The organism is Actinomyces capricornis (genome assembly GCF_019974135.1).
Taxonomy (GTDB): Bacteria; Actinomycetota; Actinomycetes; order Actinomycetales; family Actinomycetaceae; genus Actinomyces; species Actinomyces capricornis.
In genome coordinates, this window is record NZ_AP025017.1 from 2,251,237 (window position 1) to 2,276,197 (window position 24,961).

General features: G+C 72.0%; 24 protein-coding genes and 1 pseudogene. 14 read left to right on the forward strand and 11 right to left on the reverse strand.

Annotation, left to right across the window (positions count from 1 at the left end):
- Window positions 1-2 precede the first annotated feature (2 nt).
- On the reverse strand, window positions 3-1,730 hold the full coding sequence (locus MANAM107_RS09210; RefSeq protein WP_223907667.1) for a phospho-sugar mutase: 1,728 nt from the start codon (window positions 1,728-1,730) through the stop codon (window positions 3-5).
- 235 nt (window positions 1,731-1,965) lie between these two features.
- Window positions 1,966-2,574 carry a GNAT family N-acetyltransferase gene (locus MANAM107_RS09215; RefSeq protein WP_223907669.1) on the reverse strand — a complete coding sequence of 203 codons (609 nt, stop codon included), beginning with the start codon at window positions 2,572-2,574 and terminating at the stop codon, window positions 1,966-1,968.
- A 146-nt stretch (window positions 2,575-2,720) separates the two neighbouring features.
- On the opposite strand from MANAM107_RS09215, the gene dapE reads away from it, so the two are divergent.
- From dapE to MANAM107_RS09240, 8 genes and pseudogenes are all read left to right on the forward strand, one after another.
- Window positions 2,721-3,920 (forward strand): succinyl-diaminopimelate desuccinylase, encoded by a 1,200-nt coding sequence (gene dapE, locus MANAM107_RS09220; RefSeq protein ID WP_223907671.1) that lies wholly within the window; start codon window positions 2,721-2,723, stop codon window positions 3,918-3,920.
- Window positions 3,921-4,455: 535 nt separating this feature from the next.
- Window positions 4,456-4,905: a transposase gene (locus tag MANAM107_RS13270; protein WP_373314042.1), complete on the forward strand. Its 450-nt coding sequence runs from the start codon at window positions 4,456-4,458 to the stop codon at window positions 4,903-4,905.
- Between the two features lie 10 nt (window positions 4,906-4,915).
- Window positions 4,916-5,308, forward strand: a pseudogene (locus tag MANAM107_RS13275) (transposase).
- An 11-nt stretch (window positions 5,309-5,319) separates the two neighbouring features.
- The gene (locus tag MANAM107_RS13280) at window positions 5,320-5,817 is read left to right on the forward strand and encodes a transposase (RefSeq protein ID WP_373314043.1); all 498 of its coding nucleotides are present in this window, start codon (window positions 5,320-5,322) and stop codon (window positions 5,815-5,817) included.
- A 122-nt stretch (window positions 5,818-5,939) separates the two neighbouring features.
- Complete coding sequence (locus MANAM107_RS09230) at window positions 5,940-6,929, forward strand: integrase core domain-containing protein (RefSeq protein ID WP_444541953.1); 990 nt, start codon at window positions 5,940-5,942, stop codon at window positions 6,927-6,929.
- Entirely contained in the window at window positions 6,926-7,060 is a 135-nt protein-coding gene (locus MANAM107_RS13350; protein WP_263421893.1) for a hypothetical protein, read from the forward strand. Before MANAM107_RS09230 ends, MANAM107_RS13350 begins: the two co-directional genes overlap by 4 nt.
- 260 nt (window positions 7,061-7,320) lie before the next feature.
- Window positions 7,321-8,070, forward strand: a complete 750-nt coding sequence (locus tag MANAM107_RS09235) for an LOG family protein (RefSeq protein WP_223907673.1) — start codon at window positions 7,321-7,323, stop codon at window positions 8,068-8,070.
- 157 nt (window positions 8,071-8,227) lie between these two features.
- Window positions 8,228-8,416 (forward strand): DUF3117 domain-containing protein, encoded by a 189-nt coding sequence (locus tag MANAM107_RS09240; protein ID WP_179899302.1) that lies wholly within the window; start codon window positions 8,228-8,230, stop codon window positions 8,414-8,416.
- A 174-nt stretch (window positions 8,417-8,590) separates the two neighbouring features.
- Here the strand turns inward: MANAM107_RS09240 and MANAM107_RS09245 are convergent, their stop codons facing one another.
- Complete coding sequence (locus tag MANAM107_RS09245; RefSeq protein ID WP_223913026.1) at window positions 8,591-9,226, reverse strand: O-methyltransferase; 636 nt, start codon at window positions 9,224-9,226, stop codon at window positions 8,591-8,593.
- Between the two features lie 306 nt (window positions 9,227-9,532).
- On the opposite strand from MANAM107_RS09245, the gene MANAM107_RS09250 reads away from it, so the two are divergent.
- Window positions 9,533-10,507, forward strand: coding sequence for a twin-arginine translocase TatA/TatE family subunit (locus MANAM107_RS09250; RefSeq protein WP_223907676.1), 975 nt, complete (start codon window positions 9,533-9,535; stop codon window positions 10,505-10,507).
- Window positions 10,508-10,622: 115 nt separating this feature from the next.
- Here MANAM107_RS09250 and MANAM107_RS09255 read toward each other — a convergent pair whose 3' ends face one another.
- From MANAM107_RS09255 to MANAM107_RS09265, 3 genes are all read right to left on the reverse strand, one after another.
- Window positions 10,623-11,765, reverse strand: coding sequence for an Mrp/NBP35 family ATP-binding protein (locus MANAM107_RS09255; RefSeq protein ID WP_223907678.1), 1,143 nt, complete (start codon window positions 11,763-11,765; stop codon window positions 10,623-10,625).
- 72 nt (window positions 11,766-11,837) lie between these two features.
- A complete protein-coding gene (locus MANAM107_RS09260; protein WP_179899298.1) occupies window positions 11,838-12,449 on the reverse strand; it encodes a DUF1003 domain-containing protein in 612 nt (203 codons plus the stop codon).
- Entirely contained in the window at window positions 12,442-13,734 is a 1,293-nt protein-coding gene (locus MANAM107_RS09265) for a magnesium transporter MgtE N-terminal domain-containing protein (protein WP_223907680.1), read from the reverse strand. The genes MANAM107_RS09260 and MANAM107_RS09265 overlap by 8 nt, the downstream gene beginning before the upstream one ends.
- 79 nt (window positions 13,735-13,813) lie before the next feature.
- Here MANAM107_RS09265 and MANAM107_RS09270 point away from each other — a divergent pair, with 79 nt between their 5' ends.
- Both MANAM107_RS09270 and MANAM107_RS09275 read left to right on the forward strand, forming a co-directional pair.
- On the forward strand, window positions 13,814-14,680 hold the full coding sequence (locus MANAM107_RS09270) for a YflT domain-containing protein (protein ID WP_223907682.1): 867 nt from the start codon (window positions 13,814-13,816) through the stop codon (window positions 14,678-14,680).
- 4 nt (window positions 14,681-14,684) lie between these two features.
- On the forward strand, window positions 14,685-15,536 hold the full coding sequence (locus MANAM107_RS09275; protein WP_179899338.1) for a sugar phosphate isomerase/epimerase family protein: 852 nt from the start codon (window positions 14,685-14,687) through the stop codon (window positions 15,534-15,536).
- A 53-nt stretch (window positions 15,537-15,589) separates the two neighbouring features.
- Here the strand turns inward: MANAM107_RS09275 and MANAM107_RS09280 are convergent, their stop codons facing one another.
- The 4 genes from MANAM107_RS09280 to MANAM107_RS09295 all read right to left on the reverse strand — a co-directional run bounded on the left by MANAM107_RS09280 (window position 15,590) and on the right by MANAM107_RS09295 (window position 20,021).
- Window positions 15,590-16,558, reverse strand: a complete 969-nt coding sequence (locus MANAM107_RS09280) for a cation diffusion facilitator family transporter (protein ID WP_223913029.1) — start codon at window positions 16,556-16,558, stop codon at window positions 15,590-15,592.
- Window positions 16,559-16,641: 83 nt separating this feature from the next.
- Window positions 16,642-17,016 carry an ArsR/SmtB family transcription factor gene (locus MANAM107_RS09285; protein ID WP_223907684.1) on the reverse strand — a complete coding sequence of 125 codons (375 nt, stop codon included), beginning with the start codon at window positions 17,014-17,016 and terminating at the stop codon, window positions 16,642-16,644.
- A 97-nt stretch (window positions 17,017-17,113) separates the two neighbouring features.
- Entirely contained in the window at window positions 17,114-18,772 is a 1,659-nt protein-coding gene (locus MANAM107_RS09290; RefSeq protein ID WP_223907686.1) for an aminopeptidase P family protein, read from the reverse strand.
- Window positions 18,773-18,881: 109 nt separating this feature from the next.
- Window positions 18,882-20,021 carry a Gfo/Idh/MocA family protein gene (locus tag MANAM107_RS09295; protein ID WP_223907688.1) on the reverse strand — a complete coding sequence of 380 codons (1,140 nt, stop codon included), beginning with the start codon at window positions 20,019-20,021 and terminating at the stop codon, window positions 18,882-18,884.
- Between the two features lie 101 nt (window positions 20,022-20,122).
- Here MANAM107_RS09295 and MANAM107_RS09300 point away from each other — a divergent pair, with 101 nt between their 5' ends.
- A complete protein-coding gene (locus MANAM107_RS09300; RefSeq protein WP_223907691.1) occupies window positions 20,123-20,968 on the forward strand; it encodes a PHP domain-containing protein in 846 nt (281 codons plus the stop codon).
- A gap of 428 nt (window positions 20,969-21,396) precedes the next feature.
- Window positions 21,397-22,026, forward strand: a complete 630-nt coding sequence (locus MANAM107_RS09305) for a MarC family protein (RefSeq protein ID WP_179901307.1) — start codon at window positions 21,397-21,399, stop codon at window positions 22,024-22,026.
- A gap of 63 nt (window positions 22,027-22,089) precedes the next feature.
- Here the strand turns inward: MANAM107_RS09305 and MANAM107_RS09310 are convergent, their stop codons facing one another.
- The gene (locus MANAM107_RS09310; RefSeq protein ID WP_373314095.1) at window positions 22,090-23,754 is read right to left on the reverse strand and encodes a DEAD/DEAH box helicase; all 1,665 of its coding nucleotides are present in this window, start codon (window positions 23,752-23,754) and stop codon (window positions 22,090-22,092) included.
- Window positions 23,755-24,221: 467 nt separating this feature from the next.
- Here MANAM107_RS09310 and MANAM107_RS09315 point away from each other — a divergent pair, with 467 nt between their 5' ends.
- The gene (locus MANAM107_RS09315) at window positions 24,222-24,926 is read left to right on the forward strand and encodes a ferritin-like fold-containing protein (protein WP_373314044.1); all 705 of its coding nucleotides are present in this window, start codon (window positions 24,222-24,224) and stop codon (window positions 24,924-24,926) included.
- Window positions 24,927-24,961 lie beyond the last annotated feature (35 nt).

Here is a 24,961-nt window from a genome sequence, read left to right on the forward strand (position 1 = left end):
GCTCAGCCCATCCCCAGCACCCCGCGCAGGTCGGACTTGATCTCCTCCAGGCGCTGGGCCGCGGCCCGGCGCAGGGCGGCCATATCGTCCTGCTTGCCCACCGGCAGGATCACCTCGCAGTAGCACTTGAGCTTGGGCTCGGTGCCCGAGGGCCGGATGATGACCCGGTCGTCGGCCGCGGTGGTCCACACCAGCCCATTGGTGGGCGGCAGTCGATCCCCCGTGCAGTCCGGGGCGCCGTCGAGCAGATCGATCTCCTCAACCACCGGGGAGCCCGCCAGCCTGGCGGGAGCACCGCCGGAGCGCAGCCGCTCCATGGTCTCGGTGATGATGCTCAGATCCTCCACGCGCAGGCTCAGGGGGCTGGTGGCGTGCAGGCCGTGGTCCCGGGCCAGGCGGTCCAGCAGGTCGGGGATGCTGCGGCCCTGCTGCTTGAGCACCGAGGTCAGGGAGGCCAGGCACACCGAGGCGGAGATCCCGTCCTTGTCCCGCACCGCCGTCGGATCCACGCAGTAGCCCAGTGCCTCCTCATAGCCGAAGACCAGGTCCGGCACCCGGCTGATCCACTTGAAGCCCGTGAGCGTCTGGCGGTGGCCCAGGCCGTGGGACTGGGCGATGCGGCGCAGCAGCCGAGAGGAGACGATGGAGTTGGCCAGGACGCCGGTGCCGGCGAAGGCCGCCAACTCGGCGGCCTGCTCGCCCAGGAGGGCGCCCACCTCATCGCCGGTGAGCTGGCGCCAGCCGCCCTCGGCACAGGGGTCGGGGATCGCCGCCGAGCAGCGGTCGGCGTCGGGGTCGTTGGCGATGATGAGATCCGCGTCGACCTTGCGGGCCAGGGCCATGGCCAGGTCCAGGGCGCCGGGCTCCTCGGGGTTGGGGAAGGGGACGGTGGGGAAGTCCGGGTCGGGCTCGAACTGCTCGGCCACCTCCACGATGTCGTCGAAGCCGACCCGCTCCAGGGCCTGGCGGCACAGGGGGCCGCCCACGCCGTGCATGGCGGTCAGGACGATCCTCAACGGGGCGATCCTCCGGGTGCAGGCGGCCTGGGTGACCCGCTCCAGGTACTCCTCGCGGATTGCCGGATCCACCACCTCCCACCCCTGCTCGGGCATGGGCACATCGCTGAGGGGGCCGACCGCCTCGATGGCCGCGGCGATCCGCTCGTCATAGGGCGGCACGATCTGGGCGCCCTGGCCCCAGTCCGAGACCGCCCGGCCGCCCAGGTAGACCTTGTAGCCGTTGTCCTGGGGAGGGTTGTGGGAGGCGGTGACCATGACCGCGGCGTCGGCCTCCAGATGCCTCAGGGCGAAGGCGAGCACCGGGGTGGGGCAGTGCGAGTCGAACAGGAGCGCCCGCCCCCCGGCGCCGGTGATGACCGAGGCCGTGTCACGGGCGAACTGGGCTGAGCCGTACCGGGCGTCATAACCGATGATCGCGGTGAAGCCCTCCCCGACCTGCTCGCGCAGGTAGGCGGCCAGGCCCGCGGCGGCCCGGATGACCACGACCCGGTTCATGCGCGCCGGGCCCCCTCCCAGTCTCCCTCGCAGCCCGGCGGTGCCGAAGGCCAGGGTGGAGCCGAAGGCGTCGGCCAGCTCGGCGGTGGCCTCGGCCTGACCGCTGCGGTGGGCCTGGAGGAGCCCGTCGAGCTCGGCCCGCGTGACCGGGTCGGGGTCCTCGGCGATCCAAGACGTGACGGCGGCGTCGAGATCCTGCTCAAGAGACTGGGTCATGCACGGCACGCTACCGTGACCTCGGAGCATGGAACGCTGATCATGACGGCGCTCACGGGTGTTTCCAGACACAGGCGCGAGGCCATTGTGGTGTGAGAATCCTGAGATTTTCCAGAAAGCAGACTGGGTGGCTGACATGGGTGCGGGACGGGGCGGCCGGCGTCGATGCGGATCGAGGGGAGGCAGGGGGCGGTCGCCGAGGCGAGACCGCACCCTGCGTGGACGCTGACCCGGATCACGCCCTCCGGGGCGCCTCCAGGGAGTGCCACAGGGGCTCCAGCTCGAAGCCCAGGGCGCGGTTGGCCGCCAGGGAGCCCCGGTTGACCGCCGCGCCGCCCGTGCCCCACCTGCGCGCGCCCTGAGCGAAGGTCGCCAGGATCGAGGCCGCCTTGACGGCCACCGCCAGGCCCCGGCGCCGGTGGGCACCCGCCACGCAGGTGCGGTCCACCTCCCAGCGGTCCTCCAGGGGCTCCAGGATCGTCAGAGCCACCAGGGCGCCGTCGGGGCCGCGGGCGCCGAAGGCCCGAGCCGCCCGCCCCGCCAGGGCGCGGGCCAGCTCCTCAGGATCCAGGTCCTGGTGGCCCGTGGCCGGGGTCCAGGGGTAGTCCTCGGCGCAGGCCGCATCCAGGGCGACGGCCTCCCCGGCCTCCTGGGCCCCCAGCTCCAGGACCCGGTAGCCCAGGGCCTCGGCCTCCTCGACCCGACGGCGCAAGGGGGCCGGATCGGCGTCGTCGGTCAGGCTCAGGCGCGCGCCCCAGGAGGTCGCCACCACCCGCCAGCCCCGGTCCAGCAGGGCGTCGTGCTCAGGGTCGTCCTCGCGCAGGATGCGGATCTCAGGGCTCACCGGCACACAGTAGCCCCGACCGGCCCGGCCAGCGCCCGGTGCGCTCCCAGTGCGTCCCGGGCCCGACCCTGCCGCCAGGCGCATCGCCGACCGCATGACCCGCCGCAGCCGCCCCGCGGCCCGGCGCGCCGTTCTAGCCTGGGGGCATGAGCGCCCCGATCCCCGCCTCACCGCACCCGTCGCCCCTGGCCCTCCGCCTGCCGTCCCTGAGCGGCCCCGATGCGGCCACCCCCGCCCAGATCGCCCTGGCCCTCGTGGACGCCTTCAGCGTCTCGGGCTGTGAGGGCCCCCTGGCCGACGCCGTCCAGGAGGCGCTGGAGGCCCTGCCCCACCTTCAGGTGCTGCGCCACGGCAACACGGTGGTGGCCCGCACCAGCCTGGGGCGCCCCGAGCGCGTGGTCATCGCCGGGCACCTGGACACCGTGCCCGTCTCCCACCACACCGGCAATGTGCCCGGGCGCCTGGAGGAGCGCGAGGGTCAGGAGGTCATCTGGGGGCGCGGCAGCGTGGACATGAAGGGCGGCGTGGCCGTGCTCCTCCACCTGGCCGCCACGCTGAGCAGTCCCAGTCGCGACGCCACCTGGGTCTTCTACGACAACGAGGAGGTCACCAGTGACCTCAACGGCCTGGGGCGGGTGCTGCGCGAGCGGCCCGAGTGGCTGGAGGCGGACTTCGCGGTGCTGGCCGAGCCCACCGGGGCCCAGATCGAGGGCGGGTGCAATGGCACCCTGCGCCTCATCCTGACCGTCCACGGCCTGGCCGCCCACTCGGGGCGCTCCTGGCGCGGCGTCAACGCGGTCCATGCCGCAGCCCCGCTCATCGAGCGGGCCGCCACCGCCCCGGTGCGCGAGGTGGAGGTGGAGGGACTGGTCTACCGGGAGGGCTTCTCCGTGGTGGACATCGCCGCGGGCATAGCCATGAACACGATCCCCGACCGCTGCCGCCTGAGCGTCAACTACCGCTTCGCCCCCGACCTCAGCGCCCAGGAGGCCCTGGACCGCGCTCTGCGCATCCTGGCGGGGCTGCCCGCCGACGGCGATGAGCACGCCCCCGTCATCACTGCCGGCTCGGGGGAGGTTGAGGTCGTCGTCGACGACCTGTCCCCTGCGGCCCGCCCCGGCCTGGAGACGCCCATGGCCGCCGAGCTCATCGAGGCCGTGCGCGCCCGGGGCGGGGACGTGGGCCCCAAGTACGGGTGGACCGACGTCGCCCGCTTCTCCGCCGCCGGCATCCCGGCCATCAACCTGGGCCCCGGCGACCCCATGCTCTGCCACACCGACGACGAGCACTGCCCCGTGAACCAGATCGAGGACGTCGCCGCCATCCTGCGCACCTGGCTGAGCTGACTGGGTTCTGTTGCGGAAGTGCTTGCGGCGAGGCGCTGGGGTACCCGTTCCTGGCTTGCCGCCGACCATCGGGGCCGTCCTGAGCTTGCGCCGACAGGAGCGCAGGCAGGGGGCCGGGTGGGTGTCAGCGCTGGGGACTCCCGGTGGGTTCTCTGGTGGTTGGTCTTTGGAGACTCTGGCGGCGCCCAGCATGCTGGTGCCCGCGGTCTGGGTGAGCACGGGACTGGCGGGGCGTCGGCGGAGCAAGAAGCGCGTCGTTTGGCGGAATGGGCGTCACTTGGCGGAAAAGGCGACACCTGTAGGCGACGTCGATTCCTGTTATGTCTAGGGACATAGGTGACAGTTCTGCCTCAGGACATGGGTGACGCTTTGAGGGGGCGTGGTGGTGACACTTCGATGGGCTGGTGAGCAAACCCGTTGACCCCCGTATCCGTCTGGCGATCGCTAACTGGCCCGATGACGCCCCGCGCGGGGCGGTGACCTCGGGGCGTGTTAACTGTTCTGTGTAAGCCTTCTTGGAAGGACTGGCACACTGATGACTGTGATGGATGACAAGACTGTTCCTGCTTCTGGTGCTCAGGTGGCTGCTGAGCTTCGGGACTCTGGTGCTCTTGATGGGCTGTTGGCCCAGATCCGTGAGGGCTCGACGCCTCTGACTGGTCAGGACGGGCTGCTGCCCGCACTGCTCAAGGAGTCCTTGGAGGCCGGGCTGCGCGCCGAGCCAGGTGACCACCTGGGCTATGCCAAGGGCGAGCCCACCACCGAGGCCAGGGGTAACGCCCGCAATGGCACCACCACTAAGACCATCGATTCGGAGGTGGGGTCCTTCGAGATCGAGGTCCCCCGGGACCGGGCGGGGAGCTTTACCCCGCGCCTGGTGCGCAAGGGTCAGCGCCCGATGGACGGGTTGGATGCGTGTGAATCACCAGGCCTGGTACGCCCGGGGGGATTGAGAAGTGCGCGACATCTCCCATCACCTGCGTAAGACGCTGGGGGTGGACCTGTCCAGTGCGACGATCACCCCAGGATCACTGACGCGGTGCGCTGGGGCGGTCATGGACTGGCAGCAGCGCCCGCTGGAGGCCTTCTACCCGGTGGTCTACCTGGATGCCATCAGGATCAAGATCCGCCAGGGCAATCGGGTGGCCAATCGTGCCGCTCATATCGCCATCGGCGTGGATATGGAGGGCATCAAGCATGTGCCTTAAGCATCTGGGCCCCGGGCCGACGAGGGAGCTTCCTTCTGGGCCCACGTATGCGCCGATCTGGCCAACCGGGGCGTGTCTGACGTGCTGATCGTATGCTGTGATGGGCTAACAGGCTTGCCCGAGGCCATCGAAGCGACCTGGCCCGACTCAGTGGTCCAGACCTGCGCGGGTACCACCTGATCAGGGCCTCCATGCGCTTTGTGTCCTACGCCGATCGCAGGAAGGTCGCCGCGGCCCTCAAGCCGGTCTACACCGCCCCCAATCAGGAGGCCGCCTGGCAGGCCCTGGAGGACTTCGCCTCCAGCGACCTGGGCGGTAAGTACCCCCAGACCGCGGCGACCTGGGAGCGGGCTTGGGAACGGTTCACCCCTTTCCTGGCTTTCCCCCCGGCCCTGCGACGAGTGATCTACACCACTAATAGTATCGAGTCGCTGAACTACCAGCTGCGCAAGGTCACCAAGAACCGAGGCCACTTCCCTTCCGACGAAGCCGCCACCAAGCTGCTGTGGCTGACCATCTGCGACATCGAGGACAACCGCGCCTACGAACGAGCCAAGGAGACCGGCAAACGCGCCCCCGACAGGCGTGCCAAGGGCCACCTCATCGAAGGCCAGACCACCACCAACTGGAAGCAGGCCCTGGCCCAACTCACCACCGCCTACCCCGACCGCATCAACCCCTACCTCTAACCCACCCGCTTACACAGAAAACTTGACAGGCTCTGACCTCGTTCTGCGCTGAGCACGGCCTCAGCCGCAACACCTTCTACAAACTGCGTCGCCGTGCCGAGCAGATGGGCCAGGCCGCCGTCTTGGAGCCCCTGTCACGCCGGCCCAGGACCAGCCCCACCGCGCTGGGAGAGCAGATCAAGGACCAGGCAGCGGCGGTACGCGCCTCACTAGCGTCCTCGGGCCTGGATCATGGGCCCGTCTCGGTGCACGACAAGATGAAGCAGATGGGCCTGGACGCCCCCTCCCCGGCCTGGCTAGCGCGATTGTTCCGGGAACGGGGCCTGGCGCGCATCGAGCCGTCCAAGAAACCCAGGGCGGCCTGGAGGCGCTTCGTCTACCCCGCGCCTAATGCCTGCTGGCAGATGGACGCCACGGCCTACGTGCTCGCTGGCGGCCGCACATGCGTGATCTTCCAGCTCATCGACGACCACTCCCGCCTGGCGCTGGCATCCCTGGCCGCCCAGGGCCAGACCAGCACCGCGGCGATCGCCACCTTCGATACGGCCATGGCACGCTACGGGGTGCCCCAAAGACTACTGACCGACAACGGGGCCGCACTGGGCCCCACCAGGCGGGGCCGGCGCGGCGCCCTGGTCGAGCACATCCGCACCCTGGGCGTCGAACCCATCACCGGCAAGCCCTACAAGCCCACCACCCAGGGCAAGAACGAGCGCTTCCACTCCACCCTCCTGCGCTACCTCGACGCCCAGCCCCTGGCCGAATCCATCGAGGCCCTCCAGACCCAGGTCGACACCTTCGACCGCATCTACAACAACGAGCGCCCCCACCAGGGCCTACCCGGGCACATCACCCCGGCCCAGGCCTGGGCCGCCACCCCCATCGCCGCGCCCCGCGCCCCAGCACAGCCAGCGACGAGCCCCTCATCCCCGGCGCGACGCCCACCACCCGCAAGCCACCACCCCGCTCCAGGACCCCCCAGCGCGGTCAACGACGAAGCCGGATCCAGGCCAACGGCACCGCCCGCCTCAAATCCATCGTCTTCCTGGTCTCCACAGCCCACGCCGGATACGAAGTCGAGATCACCTGGGACCCCGAAACGATCGTCTTGACCATCCCCGGCGGCCAGGTCCTGGCCCAGTACACCTGGCCCGCCCCCGGCATCACCTACGTCTCCCCCCACACCCCCAACCCCCCAGACGGACCAGCCCACTACCAGACACAAACGTCACCGAAGTCCTGACACACCAACCGTCACCTATGTCCTGACACAGAACTGTCACCCATGTCCCGAGACATCACAGGAATCGACGTCGCCTACAAGTGTCGCCTTTTCCGCCAAGTGACGCCCATTGCGCCAAGCGACGCAGATTCGGCGCTCCAGTCCGGACCACTCACCCGCGCTGACCCGGCGTGGGTCCGGGAGAGCGGGGGAGGGTGCGAACCGGCTGGCATCCGGGTGTCGATCAGGCGCCGGTGAGCGCGGTAGGGGATCATGCGGCTATGGCACGACAGACCTACCACCGGGGCCCGGTGCTGCTGCGAGGCACCCAGATCCCCGAGCAGACCACCGACGAGCGCCTGCTGAGCCAGAGCGATGAGACCGACTGGCTCCACTCCGACCCCTGGCGCGTCCTGCGCATCCAGTCCGAGTTCGTCGAGGGCTTCGGCGCCCTGGCCGAGCTGGGGCCGGCCATCAGCGTCTTCGGCTCTGCGCGCACCGCCCCCACCGACCCCGCCTACCAGACGGCCCAGGAGATCGGCTCGGGGCTGGCGCGATCCGGCTACGCCGTCATCACCGGGGGCGGCCCGGGAATGATGGAGGCCGCGAACAGGGGCGCGCACAATGCGGGCGGGGTCTCGGTGGGGCTGGGCATTGAGCTGCCCCACGAGCAGGGCCTCAACGAGTATGTGGATCTGGGCATCAACTTCCGCTACTTCTTCGCCCGCAAGACCATGTTCGTGAAGTACTCCGACGGATTCGTCGTCATGCCCGGAGGCATGGGCACCCTCGATGAGCTCTTCGAATCCCTCACCCTGGTCCAGACCCGCAAGGTCTCCTCCTTCCCCATCGTCCTGGTCGACTCCGGCTACTGGTCGGGGCTGCTGGAGTGGATGCGCAGCACCGTCGTCGAGCGCGGCATGATCTCCCCCCAGGATCCCGACCTCATCCAGGTCGTGGATACCGCGCAGGAGGCCGTGGACTTCGTCGTCGGCGCCGCCCGGAGGATCCGGGGCGAGCAGCCCGCCTGAGCGCGAGTCCCCAGGGCGGGCCCAGGCGGGCGGCTGCCGGGGCTCGGCGTGAGGCGCGTCATGGCCGGCGAACCATTCGATAGCGATGCCCTTCATGGAGTAGACTAAGAAAGGTTGCACGGTGATGAATCCGTGCCACGTGACGAAAGGTGAGCACATGGCTGCCATGAAGCCCCGGACCGGCGACGGACCTCTTGAGGTTGTCAAGGAAGGCCGAGCGATCATCATGCGGGTCCCGCTTGAGGGCGGTGGTCGCCTTGTCCTGGAGATCACGGCGGACGAGGTCAAGGAGCTCGGCGATGCCCTGGCCGAGTTCGGTGACTCCCTGGCCAGCGCCAAGAGCTGAGCCGCCGCTGCTCGCCGTCCTGGCTCAAGCGTGAAGGACCAGGCCCCTCGGGGTCTGGTCCTTCTGTGTTGCGCCCGCGCTCCCTCTCTGGGCGGGCTCGGCCCGGGCGAAGCCGGGGACGCGGCGTCGATGGTCAGGGGTGCCTGTCGCAGGGCCGCGGGATGACCACGGCCCTCAGGCCCGGCGCACCGTGACCAGCAGGCCGTCGCCCACGGGCAGCAGCGTGGTCAGCAGCGCCTCGGAGTCGCGCAGGGCCTTGCCCAGCTCGCGGGCCGCCACCGTCACCGCGTCGCGCCGGGCAGGGTCGGCCACATGGTCATTCCACAGGGCCCGGGTCACGGCCAGCACCCCGCCCACCCGCAGCATGCGCAGCGCATCGCGGGCCAGATAGGCCGCCTCCTGAGGGTCGACGTCGAGCACCACCATGTCGTAGGTGCGCGCCGCCATCCTGGGCATGACGTCGGAGGCGCGCCCCTGGATGATGCGGGTGCGAGAGGTGGGGTATCCCGCGGCGTCGAAGGCGTAGCGGGCCTCGCGCTGGACCTCGGGCTCGATGTCCAGGGTGGTCAGGACGCCGTCGGGCCCCATCCCGCCCAGCAGCCACAACCCCGAGACGCCCGTGCCGGTGCCGACCTCCGCCACGGACTTGGCCCCCACCGAGGCGGCCAGCATGCGCAGACAGGCCCCGGTGCCCGGGGACACCGGGGTGATGCCGAGCTCCAGCCCCCGCATCCGGGCCTGGGCGGTGGCCTCGTCCTCCACACTGAAGTCCTCCGTGTAGGACCAGCTCAGCGTCTTGTCCGCACTCACCATGAGCCTCTTTCCTGCCGCGGGCCGCCAGGTGCGGCCCTGGCCGCCATTGTTCCAGGAATCAGGGCGCCTGACGGGAACTGGCACGCAGCGCCCGGCGGGTCCAGGCGGTGCCGGCCGCCATGTGATCCCGCGCCCCGCGAAGCCGCCCGACGCACCGGCGGCATTGTGCACCGACTCCCGCCCCCAGCTCTGCGCCGCCTGCCCGGCCCGCATCGCCTGGTGCCGGCCTGCGGCGGCGTGGGCTGCGCCGCGGTTGACCGGCGGGCGCATGAGCCATGGGTTCCGGATCCCTATACTGAGCGCGTGTTCGGCATTTCAGGATCGGAGTTCCTCGTCATCATGCTGGTGGCGGTGGTGGTGGTCGGGCCCCAGCGCCTGCCCGAGTACACGCGCCAGCTCACCCGCATGGTGCGCCAGCTGCGCCTGTTCCTGGACAGCGCCCGCTCCCAGATCGCCGAGGAAGTCGGGCCCGAGCTGGCCGACCTCGACCTGTCCAGCCTGGACCCGCGCCAGTACGACCCGCGCAGGATCGTGCGCGACGCCCTGGGTGAGGACATCGAGGCCATCCGCAAGGACCTGACCCAGCCCTTCCGCTCCGTGGCCGACGCCGCCAAGGAGACCTCCGATGCCGCCGCCAAGGCCGTGGGTGATGCCGTCGCCCAGGATCGGGCCAATTCCCTGAGCAACCAGATCTCCCAGAAGAAGGCCGAGGCCCTCAAGGCTGCCGACAGCGCCGCCGAGGCTGAGCCGGCCGCCGAGGAGGATGAGTCCGCAGCCGGCTCCGCGGCTGAGGCCGCCACTGACAGTGCTGACAGCGCCGCTGAGGCTGAGCCGGCTGCCGCTGAGGCCGAGCCGGCCGCTTCACCTGAGCCGGCCGTCGACGAGCCCTCCTCAGCGATGGACCAGCCCGATGCCGCGGCTGAGCCGATTGCGTCAGTCGAGTCGGCTGAGTCTGCCGAGCCGGCTGAGCCGGCTGAGTCCGCCGCTGGGCAGGGCGGCGCTGAGCAGAACGACAGTGTCCCGGCTGAGGGGCAGGACGAGGCCGGCAAGGAGGCTGCGCAGGAGGACGACCCGCAGGAGAAGGCGGCTCCAGCGCCCGTCCCCACCAGTCTTGTGGACTCCGGTGCCCAGGGCGCCGAACCGGGTGATGCGACTGCCGAGCATGGCCCTCAGAGCGCCGGCGTCGTGCGCCCCCTGTCCCCGCGCGATATCGTGCGGGCCGCCAACTCCGCCGCCCGCACCCGGGCGCAGGCCGCCAGCGCCACGGTCGAGTCCTGACCCCCTGATCTCCAGACCGGCAGGCCGTAGTTCACCCCATCAAGACGCGGATTCGCCCCTCCGAAGGGGGTGAATCCGTGTCCAGAGGGGCGACACTGCGGAGGTGCACCCCCGTTCAGGCCGGGGTCACTCCCAGGCTGCGGCCCGCCAGGCCCCGGGCGCGATGGGTGAGCCGCTGCGCCACCCGGGACAGCTCCTGGGCCGCCGGGGCATCAGCGGCGGGCCGGCCCTCATCGGCCACGGTGGCGGGGGTGCCGATATCCGAGCCCTCGCGCATGCGGATGTCCAGGGGCAGCTCGGCCAGGAGTGGCACCTCGTAGCCCAGTGCCTGCCCCAGTGACTCACTGACCTTACGGCCCCCGCCCGAGCCGAAGATCTCCACCCGCGAGCCGTCGGGCTGGGGCATGTAGGACATGTTCTCGATGACGCCCACCACCTGCTGCTTGGTCTGGGTGGCGATGAGCCCCGTGCGCTCGGCCACCTCCGCCGCCGCGGTCTGGGGGGTGGTGACCACCAGGATCTCGGCATTGGGCAGGAGCTGGGCCACCGAGATCGTCACGTCCCCGGTGCCGGGGGGCAGGTCCAGCAGGAGCACGTCCAGGTCCCCCCAGAACACGTCGGTGAGGAACTGCTGGACGGCGCGATGCAGCATCGGGCCACGCCAGACCACCGGCTGCTTGTCCTCCACGAACATGCCGATGGAGATGACCTTCACCCCGTGGGCGATGGGCGGCACGATCATCCCGTCGAGCTGGGTGGGCACCTGCTCGACCCCCAGCATGCGGGGGATGGAGAAGCCGTAGATGTCGGCGTCCACCACCCCCACGCTCAGGCCCTGGGCGGCCATGGCCGCGGCCAGGCCCGCGGTCACCGAGGACTTGCCCACGCCCCCCTTGCCGGAGGTCACCGCATAGATGCGGGTAAGGCTGCCGGGCTGGGTGAAGGGGATGACCGGCTCGGAGGCCCCGCCGCGCAGACGCCGCCGCAGGTCGGCGCGCTGCTCATCATTCATGACCCCCATCTCGACCGTCACGCCGGTGACGCCCTCGACCTTGCCCACCTCGCGCTGGGTATCGCTGGTGATCGTGTCCTTCAGGGGACAGCCGGCCACCGTCAGCAGCACCCCGACGACGACGGCGCCGTCCTCGGAGATCTCGACCGAGGAGACCATCCCCAAATCGGTGATGGGGCGGCGGATCTCGGGGTCGTCAACGCGGGCGAGGGCCTCCAGAACGGCTTCTTGCGTGGGTCGTGGCATAGGCCCATCCTAGAGCGGGCCGGTGGGGCGGTGCCGTGGCCCATCGCACGTGACGGGGATACGACGAGCGCCTCACTCGCCCCTGCCCCCGGGGCCGATGCTGCCGGCGCGGCGCCCCGGTGCCGCGGGCCCGCGGGCCTCGCGGGGCTCCTCGGCCTCCTCGGCCAGCTCGGAGATCTCCTCGCGGGTGCGCTGCTCCTCCGCCAGGATCTCTGAGAGCAGATCCCGCAGCTCGGAGCGCACGAAGTCCCGCGTGGCCACGTCATTCATCGCCAGGCGCAGGGAGGCGATCTCCCGGGTGAGGTACTCGGTGTCCTCCAGGTTGCGCTCGGCGCGCTGGCGGTCCTGCTCGGCGGTGACCCGGTCGCGGTCGTCCTGGCGGTTCTGGGCCAGCAGGATCAGCGGTGCGGAGTAGGAGGCCTGGAGGGAGAGCATGAGGGTCAGCGCCGTGAAGCCCAGCTCGGCCTTGTCGAAGCGCATCTCCTCGGGGCCCCAGGAGTTCCAGGCCATCCACACCGCCACGAAGGCCGTCAGCCAGATGAGGAAGGTGGGGGTGCCCGAGAAGCGCGCAATAGCCTCGGCCACCCGCCCGGAGGTATCGGAGCGGGAGGTGCGCGAGGGATGGGTCCAGCGCAGCCACCGCGCCCGGTTCTTGGGAAGCGGCTGATCGAGCTGGTCAGGCATTGGCGCTCCTCTCAATGGTCTCGTCGGTGACGGCCTCGTCGGCCTCGCGCCAGTCATCGGGCATGAGGTGGTCCAGGACGTCGTCGACGCTCACCGCGCCCAGCAGGCGCCCGGCGTCGTCGACCACCGGCAGGGCCGTGAGGTTGTAGGTGGCCAGCAGGCGGGTGACCGTGCCGATGGAGTCCTCGGCGTTGACGGAGTCCACATGCGTGTCCAGGATCGAGCCGATCATCCGCTGGGGCCGCTCGCGCAGTGCCCGCTGGAGGTGGACCACGCCCACGAGCCTGCCGGTGGGCGACTCCAGGGGCGGGCGGCACACGAAGCCGATGGCCGCCAGGGCCGGGGTGATCTCCGCCTTGCGGGCATGGGCCAGGAAGGCGGCCACAGTGGCCTCGGGGGGCAGGATGATGGGCTCGGTGGTCATCAGGCCGCCGGCGGTGTACTCGTCATAGGCCATGAGCCGGCGCACGTCCTCGGCCTCCTCGGGCTCCATGAGGCCCAGGAGCTCGGCGGCCTTGAGCTGGGGGAGCTCGGCGACCAGGTCGGCGGCGTCGTCGGGCTGCATGACATCCAGGACATCGGCGGCGCGGGAGGCCTCCAGGCGCGAGAGGATGGCCACGGCCGCCTCATTGCCCAGCTCCTCCAGGGCGTCGGCCAGGCGCTCGTCGCTCAGCTCTGCGGCCACCCGCAGCTGGCTGGCCCGGGGCAGGTCGCGCAGGACGTCGGCCAGGTCGGCGGGCTTGAGGTCCTCCATGGTGGCCAGCAGGGCGGTGGCGCCCTGCTGCTCGGCGCTGCCGGCCAGCCCGGTGACCTCCTCGGGGCGCACGATAAAGGTCTCCCCGCGCCGCAGCCCCAGGGGCCCGGTCGAGCCCCGCTGGACGAAGAGCCGGGTGACCTTCCAGTCCATGCCCCGGTCGCGCTCGATGGCCACGTCGTGGATCGTCACCTTCCCCGAGCCGTCCTTGAGGTCGACCACCCGGTCCAGCAGCTCGCCGACCACGAGGGTCTCGACATTGCGCTGGTTGAAGCGGCGGATGTTGACCAGGCCCGTGGTGATGACCGCCCCCGGCTCGATGGCCGTCACGCGCGAGAGGGGCAGGAAGACGCGGCGCCGCGAGGAGACCTCGATGACGAAGCCCACCGCCCGTGGCTCGCCGCGCATCTGCAGCAGCACGACGACGTCGTGGACCTTGCCCACCGCGTCGCCCAGGGGATCGAAGACGGAGGTGCCGATGAGTCGGGCGACGAAGACCCTGCTTCCCGTGCGCATCCTGGTGTTCTCCACAAGCCAAGAGTATGCGCCCTTGGCGTGAAGGCGGGGCTGCGCCTCCCCGCGCGCGCCCGCGCGTGGGACGATTCAGCCCATGAGCGCCTACCCGCCGTCGAGCCCCTCCACGGTCGCCTCCCGCGGCGTCACCATGCCGCGCGGTGAGGAGATCGCCTCCTTCGCGACCTACGCCGAGGCCCAGCATGCCGTGGACGCGCTGTCCGATGAGGGCTTCCCGGTGCAGTACCTCTCGATCATCGGGACCGACCTGCGTCAGGTCGAGCGGATCACCGGCCGCATGAGCTGGGGTCGGGCGGTGGTCACCGGCATGGGCAGCGGCCTGTGGATTGGGGTGCTCTTCGCCGCCGTCATGTCGCTGTTCAGCCCCTCGGGCTCCACCCCGACCGTCTCGCTGGTGGGCTGCGTGGCCCTGGGCGTGGTCTGGGGCGTGCTCTTCCAGGTGGTGGGCTACGCCATGACCCGGGGACGGCGCGACTTCACCTCCATCAGCCAGGTGGTGGCCTCGCGCTACTCCATCATCGCCGCCCAGGACGCTCGCGAGGCGGCCCTAGCCCTGGCCGAGGTCCCCGGCAACCTCACCCGCGGCGGCCAGGCGGCCGTGCGCGCCCAGGAGCGGCGCCGGGCCCGCGCCGAGGCCTCCGGCGGGCCCACCGCCTTCGGCTCGCGCCCCGATGAGCAGCCGCGCTTCGGGGTGCGGATCTCCCCCCAGGGCGGGACCTCGCCCAGTGACGCGCCCGCGGGCCCGGGCGCGGCCCCGCAGGATCCTGGCGCGTCGGCGTCGAGCGGGCCGGGGACGGCAGCGCCGGTCCCGGGCACCCCTGAGCCCGCGGGGCAGGGATCCGGTAGCCCCGAACCCGCCCCCGAGCCCGTCCCGGCGGACTACGATCCTTTTGCCAGGCCCCCCTCCCGGGGCGGCTCCGATCGTGTCCAGGGTGAGGAATAAGAGCATGGCCATCCCTGTGGGCCTGTCCACGGCCTCGGTCTATCCCGGCAATGCCGCGGAGACCTTCGCCCTGGCCCAGTCCCTGGGGTACGACGGCGTGGAGGTCATGGTCTGGAGCGAGAAGGCCACCCAGGACGCGGTGCGCCTGTCCTCCCTGGCCCAGGAGCACGGCCAGCCGGTCCTGGCGGTCCATGCCCCCACCCTCCTGGTCACCCGCGGGGTGTTCGGGGTCGACCCGTGGGACAAGATCGACCGCTCCATCGAGCTGGCCCACTACCTGGGGGCCGGCACCGTGGTGCTCCACCCGCCCTTCTTCTGGCAGACCCGCTACGCCCGCTCCTTCGTGGCGGGCGTGGCCCAGCGCGAGGCCACCACGGGCATGCACCTGGCAGTGGAGAACATGTTCACCTGGCGGCCGCGCTCGGCGCCCTCCACCCGGGACTTCCAGGCCTACTCGCCCACCTGGGACCCGGTGGGCCAGGGATACCGGTCGGTGACCCTGGACATCTCCCACGCCGCCACCTCGGGATCCGACGCCCTGGCGATGGCGCGCGCCCTGGGGCCCACCCTGCGCCACCTGCACCTGACCGACGGCGTGCCCGGGCCCCTGGACGACCACCTCCTGCCCGGCCAGGGCAACCAGGACTGCGCCGGGGTGCTGGAGCACCTGGCGGCCACCGGCTTCGAGAAGGGCGGTGGCCAGGTGGTGGTCGAGGTCTCCACCCGCTCGATGAGCCCGGCGCAGCGCCGTGAGGGGCTGGCCAGCGCCCTGGCCTTCGCCCGCCACCACCTGGAGGGCGCCGATCCGGTCCCCATCCCCGAGCCCACCCGCAAGCGCTACCGCAAGAGCCAGTAGTAGCCTGTGGGACCTGCCGGGCGGGTGCCCGCAGGGCCCGGTGAGCCGGGCGCTCAGTGTGCCAGGTGCTCGTGCTCGCGGTGCCCGGCGGGCTCGAGCTGGAAGGTGGCGTGCTCGACCCTGACCGGGAAGTGTCCGGTCACGCAGTCCTGCAGGGCGTGGAGGATCCGGGGCGCGTGGCCGTCGCGCAGGCACTGGTCGCGCACCACCACGTGGGCGGTGAGTACCGGCAGTCCCGTGGCCACCGTCCAGGCGTGCAGATCGTGAACCTCCTCCACATGCTCCACGCTCTCCATGTGCTCGCGCACCTGGCCCAGGTCCAGCTCGGCGGGCGTGAGCTCCAGGAGCACCGAGGCGGCCTCCCGGAGCAGTCTCAGCGCTCGCGGCGCGATGAGGACGGCGATGAGGAGGGAGGCCATGGCATCGGCCCGGGTCCAGCCGGTGGCCCAGATGACGCCCGCGGCCGCCAGCACCCCGACGCTGCCCAGCGCATCATTGAGGACCTCCAGGAAGGCCGCCCTCGTGTTGAGGCTGCCTTCCCGGTAAGGGGCCAGGATCAGCAGGGACAGGAGATTCGCGGCCAGGCCCGCAGCGCCCATGATGAGCATGCCGGCAGAGGCCACCTGCGGCGGGCTGGCCAGGTCGGTCACGGCGCGCACGGCCACGAGCACTCCCACGATGGCCAGTATTCCGGCCTGCGCCGCTGCGGCGAGCACCTCGACGCGCTTGAGGCCCCAGGTGGAGCGGTCCGTGGCGGGCCGGGTGGACAGGTGCGCCGCCACCAGTGCCATCACCAGGCCCGCGGAGTCGGTGAGCATGTGCCCGGCGTCGGCCAGGAGAGCCAGGGAGCCGGTGAGGTGGGCGGTGACCACCTCGGCGACCATGACCCCCAGCGTCAGGGCCAGCGCCACGGCGATGCGACCGCGTGAGGCCCCGGCCCCATGGCTGTGGGAGTGGCTGTGGGAGTGGCTGGAGGCGGCCCGCTCCTGGTGGGGGCCGTGGGCATGGTCCCCACCCTGGATCCCGCCGGCGGGTGCGCGGCCGTGGTCCAGGGCCGGGGCGTGGGCGCAGGCCTCGGCAGGGGGTACCGTGCAGGGCTGCCCGCTCACGGCTCGCTCCCGCCTGCCGGGCCGCCGGCCCGGGCCTGGACGGCGCGGGCCAGGGCGGTGGCGGCGGCCAGCAGCGCATCGAGTTCGCCGGCATGCTCCAGGGCGCTGACATGGGCCCGCCCGTGGGAGTGGGTGGAGATCAGCCCCGCACTGCGCAGGATCGCCAGATGCTGGGAGACGGTGGATTGGGCCAGGCCCAGGTGGGCGGCCAGCTCGCCCACCCGGTGCTCCCCGCCGTGGAGGTGGGACAGGATCGCCAGGCGCGTGGGGTCTCCCAGCGTGTCCAGGAGCGCCGCCAGGGCGGTGGAGTCCTGCACCGCAGAGGTGTCCTCGGTCCTGTCGGAGGCCAGCAGTCCATGATTGTTCGCCATATGCCGATATTATCGGTATATGGCGATTTGAGTCAATGGCCGGGGCCGGGGAGCCTACGCCCCGGCCCGTGGCACCAGTGGGGCCCGGCGAGCCGGCTCAGGCGATGAGGCCGCTGACCCAGGCCTCGACCTCCTCGATGGTGCGCGGGATGCCCTGGGTGAGGCGCTCGACCCGCCCATCGGGGCGCACGATGATGTCATCTTCGATGCGCACCCCCATGCCCCGCAGCTCGGCGGGCACCAGCAGGTCGTCGGCCCGGAAGTACAGGCCCGGCTCGATGGTGAAGCACATGCCCGGCTCCAGGGCGGCGTCCATGTACATCTCCCGGCGGGCCTGGGCGCAGTCGTGGACATCCAGGCCCAGGTGGTGGCAGGTGCCGTGCACCATCCACCGGCGGTGGTACTGGCCCTCGGGGGCCAGGGAGTCGGCAGCGCTGACGCCCTCGGGCAGCAGGCCCCACTCCTCCAGGCGGGCGGCGATGACCTCCATGGCGGCGGCATGGACGTCCTTGAACAGGCAGCCGGGCTCCCCGGCACGGGCGAAGGCGGCGTCCGCGGCATCCAGGACCGCCTGGTAGACGCGGCGCTGGACCTCGGTGAAGCGCCCGTCCACCGGGATGGTGCGCGTGACATCGGCGGTGTACAGGGAGTCGACCTCCACCCCGGCGTCGACCAGCACCAGCTGGCCGGGCCGGACCGGGCCGTCATTGCTGATCCAGTGCAGGGTGTTGGCGTGGTCCCCGGCCGCCGCGATCGTGTCATAGCCCAGGCCGTTGCCCTCCTGGCGGGCCACGGCGGCGAAGGCGCCCTCCAGGACCCGCTCCCCGCGCCAGTGGCCCGTGGCCCGCGGGATGGAGCGGATGAGGTCCTCGAAGCCCGCCTTGGTGGCGTCCACCGCCGCCTGGAGCTGGTCGATCTCCCACTGGTCCTTGCGCAGCCGCAGCTCGCTGGCCGCCTCGGCCAGGCGGCTGTCGAGCTCGACGGCCTCCTGCCCCAGCGCCAGCCCGGCCGCCTGCCGGGTCTCCATCACCAGGGAGGTGACGGCCTCATCGGCCTCGGCCATGACGCGCAGCTGGACCGCACCGGCCCCGGCGTCCTTGGCCAGTGCGTCGGGCAGGGAGTCGATCGGGGCACAGCGCACCCCCGTAGTCGCCTCGACCTCCTCGATGGAGGGGCGCACCCCCACCCACAGTTCCCCGTAGCGGGAGTCGGCGTAGAACTCCTCCGAGCTGCGCGAGGCCCGGGGGCGGAAGTACAGGACCGCCTCATGGGTGGGCCCGCCCCCGATGGCCTCCTGAGTGCCGGGCGCCTCCTGGCTGCTGTCCCGCCCGGCCTGGGGAGCGGGGGACAGGGGCTCGAGGACCAGGACGGCGTCGGGCTCGAAGTCCGTGCCGGTCCCGGTCAGGTGGGCGAAGGCGCTGTGGGGGCGGAAGCGGTAGTCGCAGTCGTTGTTGCGCACGCGCAGGGGGCCGGCGGGGATGACGAGGCGCTCCCCGGGGAACAGGGCGCCCAGGGCCTCTCGACGGGCCGCGGCCCAGGGGGCGGAGTCGGCGCGCTGCGGCAGGTCCTGAGGCCGCGGGCCCCAGCCCGAGCCGATGAAGTCGCGGAAGGCCCGGCTGCTGGGCCGGTGGGAGCGGTTGCTCACACGCTCGGCCAGGGGCTGGGAGTCCTGGGTGCCGCTGGTCGGATCGGAGGAGGCCGCGGGCGCGGCATCGGGTGCGGAGGGGCTGCTCGGGGCGTTGGGGGTCTGCGTCATGCCCGCATCCTCCCACTGCGCCGGCCCGACGTCACTGTGGGAGCCCCGCATGCACTCCCGGACCGGCTCGGGTATGAGCCCCGGCCCTACTGAGCGACTCGGGCCCGCCTCAGGCCTGGAGGTCCTCGGGGAAGCGGATCCCCACCTGGGCCCGGGCCTGGGACAGGACATCGACGGCGGCCAGGGAGGCGTAGAGGGGGTGCAGGCCCGCCTGGTGCGCCCCCGAGCCCACCAGGCGGCACACCTCGGCCAGCTCGTAGGCCAGCTGCGGGCCCCGGCGTCGGACCGAGAGATCCTCGAGGAGGGCCCGCGGCTCCTGCTCTCGGGGGCCGCGAAGCTCGATACGGCGCGGCCACTGGCAGTCATCGATGACCACGGCCGCCTGCTCGGCGGCGATCACCGAGTCGATGGCCCCCACCGAGGTCTTGGAGTGCAGGCAGACCACCTCCAGGCCCCGGTGCGGGCCGTGCTCGTAGGACAGCACCACGGTCCCGTGGGAGTCCGCCCCGGAGTCCAGCAGCTGCCCGGTGGCGGTCACCCGGTCCGGTGTGCCGAACAGGTGGATGGCCAGGTTCACCGGGTAGATCCCCAGGTCCATGAGGGAGCCCCCGCCCTGGGCCGGATCGAGGACGGCGGGGAGCTCCCCGGCCCGGTAGGCCTCCATGCGCGAGGAGAACTGCTCCTTGACCAGTACCGCCCGGTGCACTCGGCCCAGGCGGGGCAGCACCTCGCGCAGCCTGGCCACCCCCGGCTCGAAGGCGGGCAGCCAGGCCTCCATGAGGAAGCGCCCCGCCGCCCGGGCACTGTCCACCATCGCCTTGGCCTCGGTGGGGCTCAGGGCGAAGGGCTTCTCCACCAGCACGTGGAAGCCCGCCTCCAGGGAGGCGATGGCCTGCTGGGCGTGCAGGGCGTTGGGCGAGGCGATGTAGACCACGTCGATCGGGTCATCGCCGGCCGGGCCGTGGGCGTGCAGCATCTCATCGAAGCCGGCGTGGGCATGGGGCACGCCGTGACGCTGCGCGAAGTCGCGGGCGCGCTCGGGGTGGGCCGAGGCCACGGCCACGATCCGCGCCGCCGGCTCCTGGGCCACCGCCTCGGCGAACCACTGGGCGATGAAGCCCACGCCGACCACGCCGAAGCGCACCGGCCCAGTGCCCGGTTCAGTGGCCGGGTCAATGGCCGGGTCAGGAGCCGCGGTGGCGGCCGGGTCTGCGTCTGGGCCGGTGTCGGGCAGTGCGGTGGAGACCATAGGAGGAGTCTTCCACCCGTGCGCCCTCGCCGCAGGGTCTCGGCCCGCGGGATGCCGCAGCGGCGCCCGGGGGCGAACCGGCCGGTTCCTATACTGACCCGGTGCGCATCGACCCCCACACCCACTCGGTCTGCTCCGACGGCACCGACACCCCCGCCCAGCTCATGGCCGCCGCCGCCCGGGCGGGCCTCGACGTCGTCGGCCTGACCGACCACGACACCACCCAGGGGTGGGCGGAGGCCGGGCGGGCCGTGGCGCGCACCGGCGTGTCCCTGCTGCGCGGCGTCGAGATCTCCTGCGCCGCCGACGGCGTCTCCCTCCACCTGCTGGCCTACCTCCCCCGGCCCGACGACGCCGACCTGAGCGCCGCCTTCGAGCGGGCCAGGAGCTCGCGGGCCACCCGCGCCCGGCGCATGGTTGAGCGCCTGTCCGCCGACTACCCCATCACCTGGGAGGATGTCGTGGCCCAGACGGGCCAGGGGGCCACCATCGGCAGGCCCCACCTGGCCGACGCCCTGGTGGCCGCGGGCTGCTTCGACAACCGCAGCGCCGCCTTCGCCGGGCCCTTGTCCCCCCGGTCGCCCTACTACGTGCGCCACTGGGCGCTGGACCCCGTGGAGGCCTGCCGACTGGTGCGGGCCGCCGGGGGAGTGCCCGTGGCCGCCCACCCGCGCGCCGCCTCCCGCCAGGGCAGGCTCGTGCCCGACGAGGTCTTCGAGGCCATGGCCCAGGCCGGCCTGGCGGCACTGGAGGTCGACCATCGCGATCACGGCCCGCTCCAGCGCGAGCAGGCCCGCACCCTGGCCACGAGGCTGGGCCTGGGCCGCTCAGGATCCTCGGACTACCACGGCACCGGCAAGCCCAATGCGCTGGGGGAGAACCTCATGGACCCGGCCCTGCTCGAGCAGATCCTCGATGAGGGGGCCCTGCCGCTCCTGACTCCCTGATCCCGGGCCGCTGGCCCGGAACCGGGGCAGGGGGCCTGGAGCGCCGGGCTGTCTGGATCGGTGGCGACGGGGCCTGGCGGATGGAGGGGCGGGTGCGATTGGGCGTCACTTCGCGACGAGTGCGTCGCTTGGCGGAATGGACGTACCTTGTAGGGGTCGTCCATTCCGCCAAGCGACGTCCAACTGCGGCCCGACGCCGTCCCCGGCCCCGACCCTCCGCGAGACACGCGCCCCTCCTGGGCATCACCGCCGACCCCGCCCACCCCGAACCGGAAGGGCGCCGACGACGCACCCCACAGGGGCCGGCGGGACGCAACTGTCGCGCGGTGAAGTACCCTGCGCTGGTCCCCATTCAACCAGCCGATCCGCGGCCTCCGGGGCGCTGAGCGCCCACAGTGCACAGCCGCAGAAAGCCGCCGTCACCCTCCATGCTCGACTCAGTGTTCGATGTGGCGCTCTTCGCCACCAGCTTCACCACCCTGCTGGTCATCCAGGACCCGCTGGGCGCCATCCCCATCTTCCTGTCCCTGACCGCGCGCCAGAGCCCGCAGGAGCGCAAGGTCTCGGCGCGCCAGGCCACCTGGGTCTCCCTGTCCGTCATCCTGGTCTTCGCCGTCTTCGGGCGCTACATCCTGAAGTTCCTGGGCATCTCGGTGCCCGCGCTCCAGGTGGCCGGGGGAGTGCTGCTGCTCCTGGTGGCCCTGGAGCTGCTGACCGGCAAGGCCGACGACAGCCCCGACCCCGACTCGGTGACCGCCAACGCCGCGCTGGTGCCCCTGGGCACACCACTGCTGGCGGGCCCAGGGGCGATCGTGGCCGCCATGGTGGCGGTGGAGACCGCCGGGGACGCGGTGGCCGGATGGGTCTCGGTCACCGCGGCCATCATCGGCACCCACATCATCATCTGGCTGTCGCTGCGCTTCTCCCTGACCCTCAACCGCTTCCTGGGCGAGACCGGCATCCGCATCCTCACCCGCGTCTTCGGCCTGCTCCTGGCCGCCATCGCCGTGCAGATCACCGCCGACGGCGTCTTCGCCTTCCTCCGGGAGAACCTCTAAAAGGGACCGCCCGGCGGTGCCCTACCGGGCGCCCGCCGGGCGGTCAATACCTCATGCCTCGACTCACGCCTCGCTGGTGGGCTCGGTGGGCCGGCCACCGCGCGTGCGCTTGCGGGTGCGCTTGCGCCGGGGAGCCTCACCCTCGGAGCGCCGCGAGGAGCGGGACTCCTGTCCCGAGCGCGAGCCCCGCCCGGTGCGCGAGCGCCCGGAGCCCGCGGCCCCCTCAGCGCCGCGGCCATCGCGGCGTCCACCGCTGCGACCGGTGCCGCGCCCGCCCCGGGCGCCGGAGCGAGCCCTCCGACCGGTCTCACCCAGGTCCTCGATCTCCTCGGCGTCCAGGCCCTCCAGGACCCGCTTGTGCCGGGGGAGCCTGCCGGTGACGCCCTCGGGGATGCCCAGGTCGGAGCGCAGGTGCTCGGAGGTGTGGTAGGTCTCCACCGGCTCATCGATCGGCAGGCCCAGGGCCTTGGCGATGATCCGCCAGCGCGGCACGTCGTCCCAGTCCACGAAGGTCACCGCGGTGCCGGAGTTGCCGGCCCGCCCGGTGCGCCCGATGCGGTGGACATAGATCTTCTCGTCCTCGGGGCACTGGTAGTTGATGACATGGGTGACGTCGTCGACGTCGATTCCCCGGGCGGCGACGTCGGTGGCCACCAGCACATCGACCTTGCCGTTGCGGAAGGCCCGCAGCGCCTGCTCCCGGGCGCCCTGCCCCAGGTCACCGTGCAGGGCGGCGGTGGCGAATCCGCGCGAGGACAGGTCCTCGGCCACGCGGGCCGCCGTGCGCTTGGTGCGCGCGAAGATGATCGTGCGCCCACGGCCCTCGGCCTGGAGGATGCGGGCGACGACCTCGACCTTGTTCAGCGCGTGGGCGCGGTAGACGACCTGCTGGACGGACTTGACCGTCATGCCCTCGTCCCCGGGGTCCTGGGCGCGGATATGCGTGGGCTTGGTCATGTAGCGCCGGGCCAGGGCCACGACGGCGCCGGGCATGGTGGCGCTGAAGAGCATGGTGTGCCGGTCGGGGCGGGTGCGGGCCAGGATCTTCTCCACATCGGGCAGGAAGCCCAGGTCCAGCATCTCGTCGGCCTCGTCGAGCACGACGGTGGTCACGTGGGTCAGGTCCAGCACGCCGCGGTCCATGAGGTCGATGAGGCGGCCGGGTGTGCCCACCACGACCTCGGCGCCCTTCTCCAGGGCCTCGATCTGGGGCTCGTAGGCGCGCCCGCCGTAGACCTGGGTGATGCGCACGGTGCGCCTGGCCGCAGCGGTGGACAGCTCATCGGCGACCTGCTTGGCCAGCTCGCGGGTGGGCAGGACGATGAGGGCCTGGGGGGAGCCGGAGGCCGGGTCCTCGTCCCAGCCCTCCTCCCCGGGGCCCAGGGTGTCCATGAGCAGGGGGATGCCGAAGCCCAGGGTCTTGCCGGTTCCGGTCTTGGCCTGGCCGATGATGTCCTGGCCGCCCAGGGCCACCGGCAGGGTCAGGGCCTGGATGGGGAAGGGGTGGGTGATCCCCTTGGCGGCCAGTGCCTCGCAGATCTCCGGCTCGACGCCGAAATCGGCGAAGGTCCGGGCCGTGAGGTCCTGGGCCTGGCCCTCATCAGTGATGTCGGGCGTGGCCTCATCCAGGATGGGGGCATGGGCGCCGGCGGTCTCGATGATGCCGGAGGAGGGGCGGCTGGGCGCGGGCTCATCGGCGGATGGCCGCTGCGCCTGGGGCTCGGGGATCTGGGGGCTGCTGATCTCGTCGGTCACGAGCTTCCTTGTCTGACGTTGTCTGGTCGAGCGCATGCGCACTGCGGGGCGGCTCGCACAGCACTGGCGGTGCGAGCGGTGGCCGGCGGCAGGCGCGGCGTGCCTGGATTCCCCTGAGATTCCCGGGGCCTCCGGGCTGGCCGTGGCGCGGTGTGATGAGGCAGCCGATCGTGAATCGTGCCCCCGTCGCGGCCGCGCGAAGCGGCCTGTGGGGCCTGGCTGCTGGACGACCGGGCAACCGTGGACGAGAACACAGTAGCCGTCTTACGGTAGTGGCGCACCATCCGCCATGAGCCCGGGGGTGATCGCGTGGTAGATATCACGGCTCAAGGCCGGGGCTCCGCGGATCGCAGCGGGGTGGAGGGCGGCATGGGAACCGGGGGCCGGTCCTGAGGCCGGGTCTCCAGCGCGCCGGCGCCGCTCTGGCTACGCTGGCACCCATGACTGCCTCCACACCTCCTGCGCGGCCCGACGTCAAGGACGCCGCCGAGTCCGCTGCCATGGGTCCCCTCGAGGGCGGCGGGCCGGCTCGCGCCACGTATGCGGCCGGCGTCGTGGGCGTCCTCGCCTACTCGCGCACGGCCGCCTGCACCCGCTACGCCAAGGACGCCGACAAGGCCCCGACCATGGACTCCCGGGTGGCGCTGCTGCACATGAGCGCCTGGGAGGTGGGCTCCTTCGAGCGCGTCGTCGAGCACGCCAGCGCAGCAGGCATCCAGGCCTACCCGGCCGCGGAGCGCTTCGTCGGCCTCCTGGGCGACCTCGACGAGCGCCTGCGGCCCCTGGACTGGGCCGAGCGGCTGGTCAAGACCTATCTCATCTTCGGGCTGCTCATCGACTTCGGCATGGCCCTGTGCGACTCCCTGCCCGAGCCGCTGCGCACCAGCCTCATCGACGAGCTGGCCCAGGACCCGATCGGCAGTTGCGCCGCCATGGAGCTCGACTCCGCCATCAGCGCCGACACCCAGCTCGCCGCCCGCCTGGGGCTGTGGGCGCGGCGTGTGGTCGGTGAGGAGATCGGTACCTTCCAGCGGCTCCTGACCCAGTTCCCCGAGCTCGTGGCGGGCACCTCGGCCGACCAGCTGCACGAGGTCCTCTCCCAGGGTGCCATCTCCCGCATGAAGGGCCTGGGCCTGCGGGTCTGACGGCGCCCGTCGGCGGCATCGTGCCGGCCCTCGCC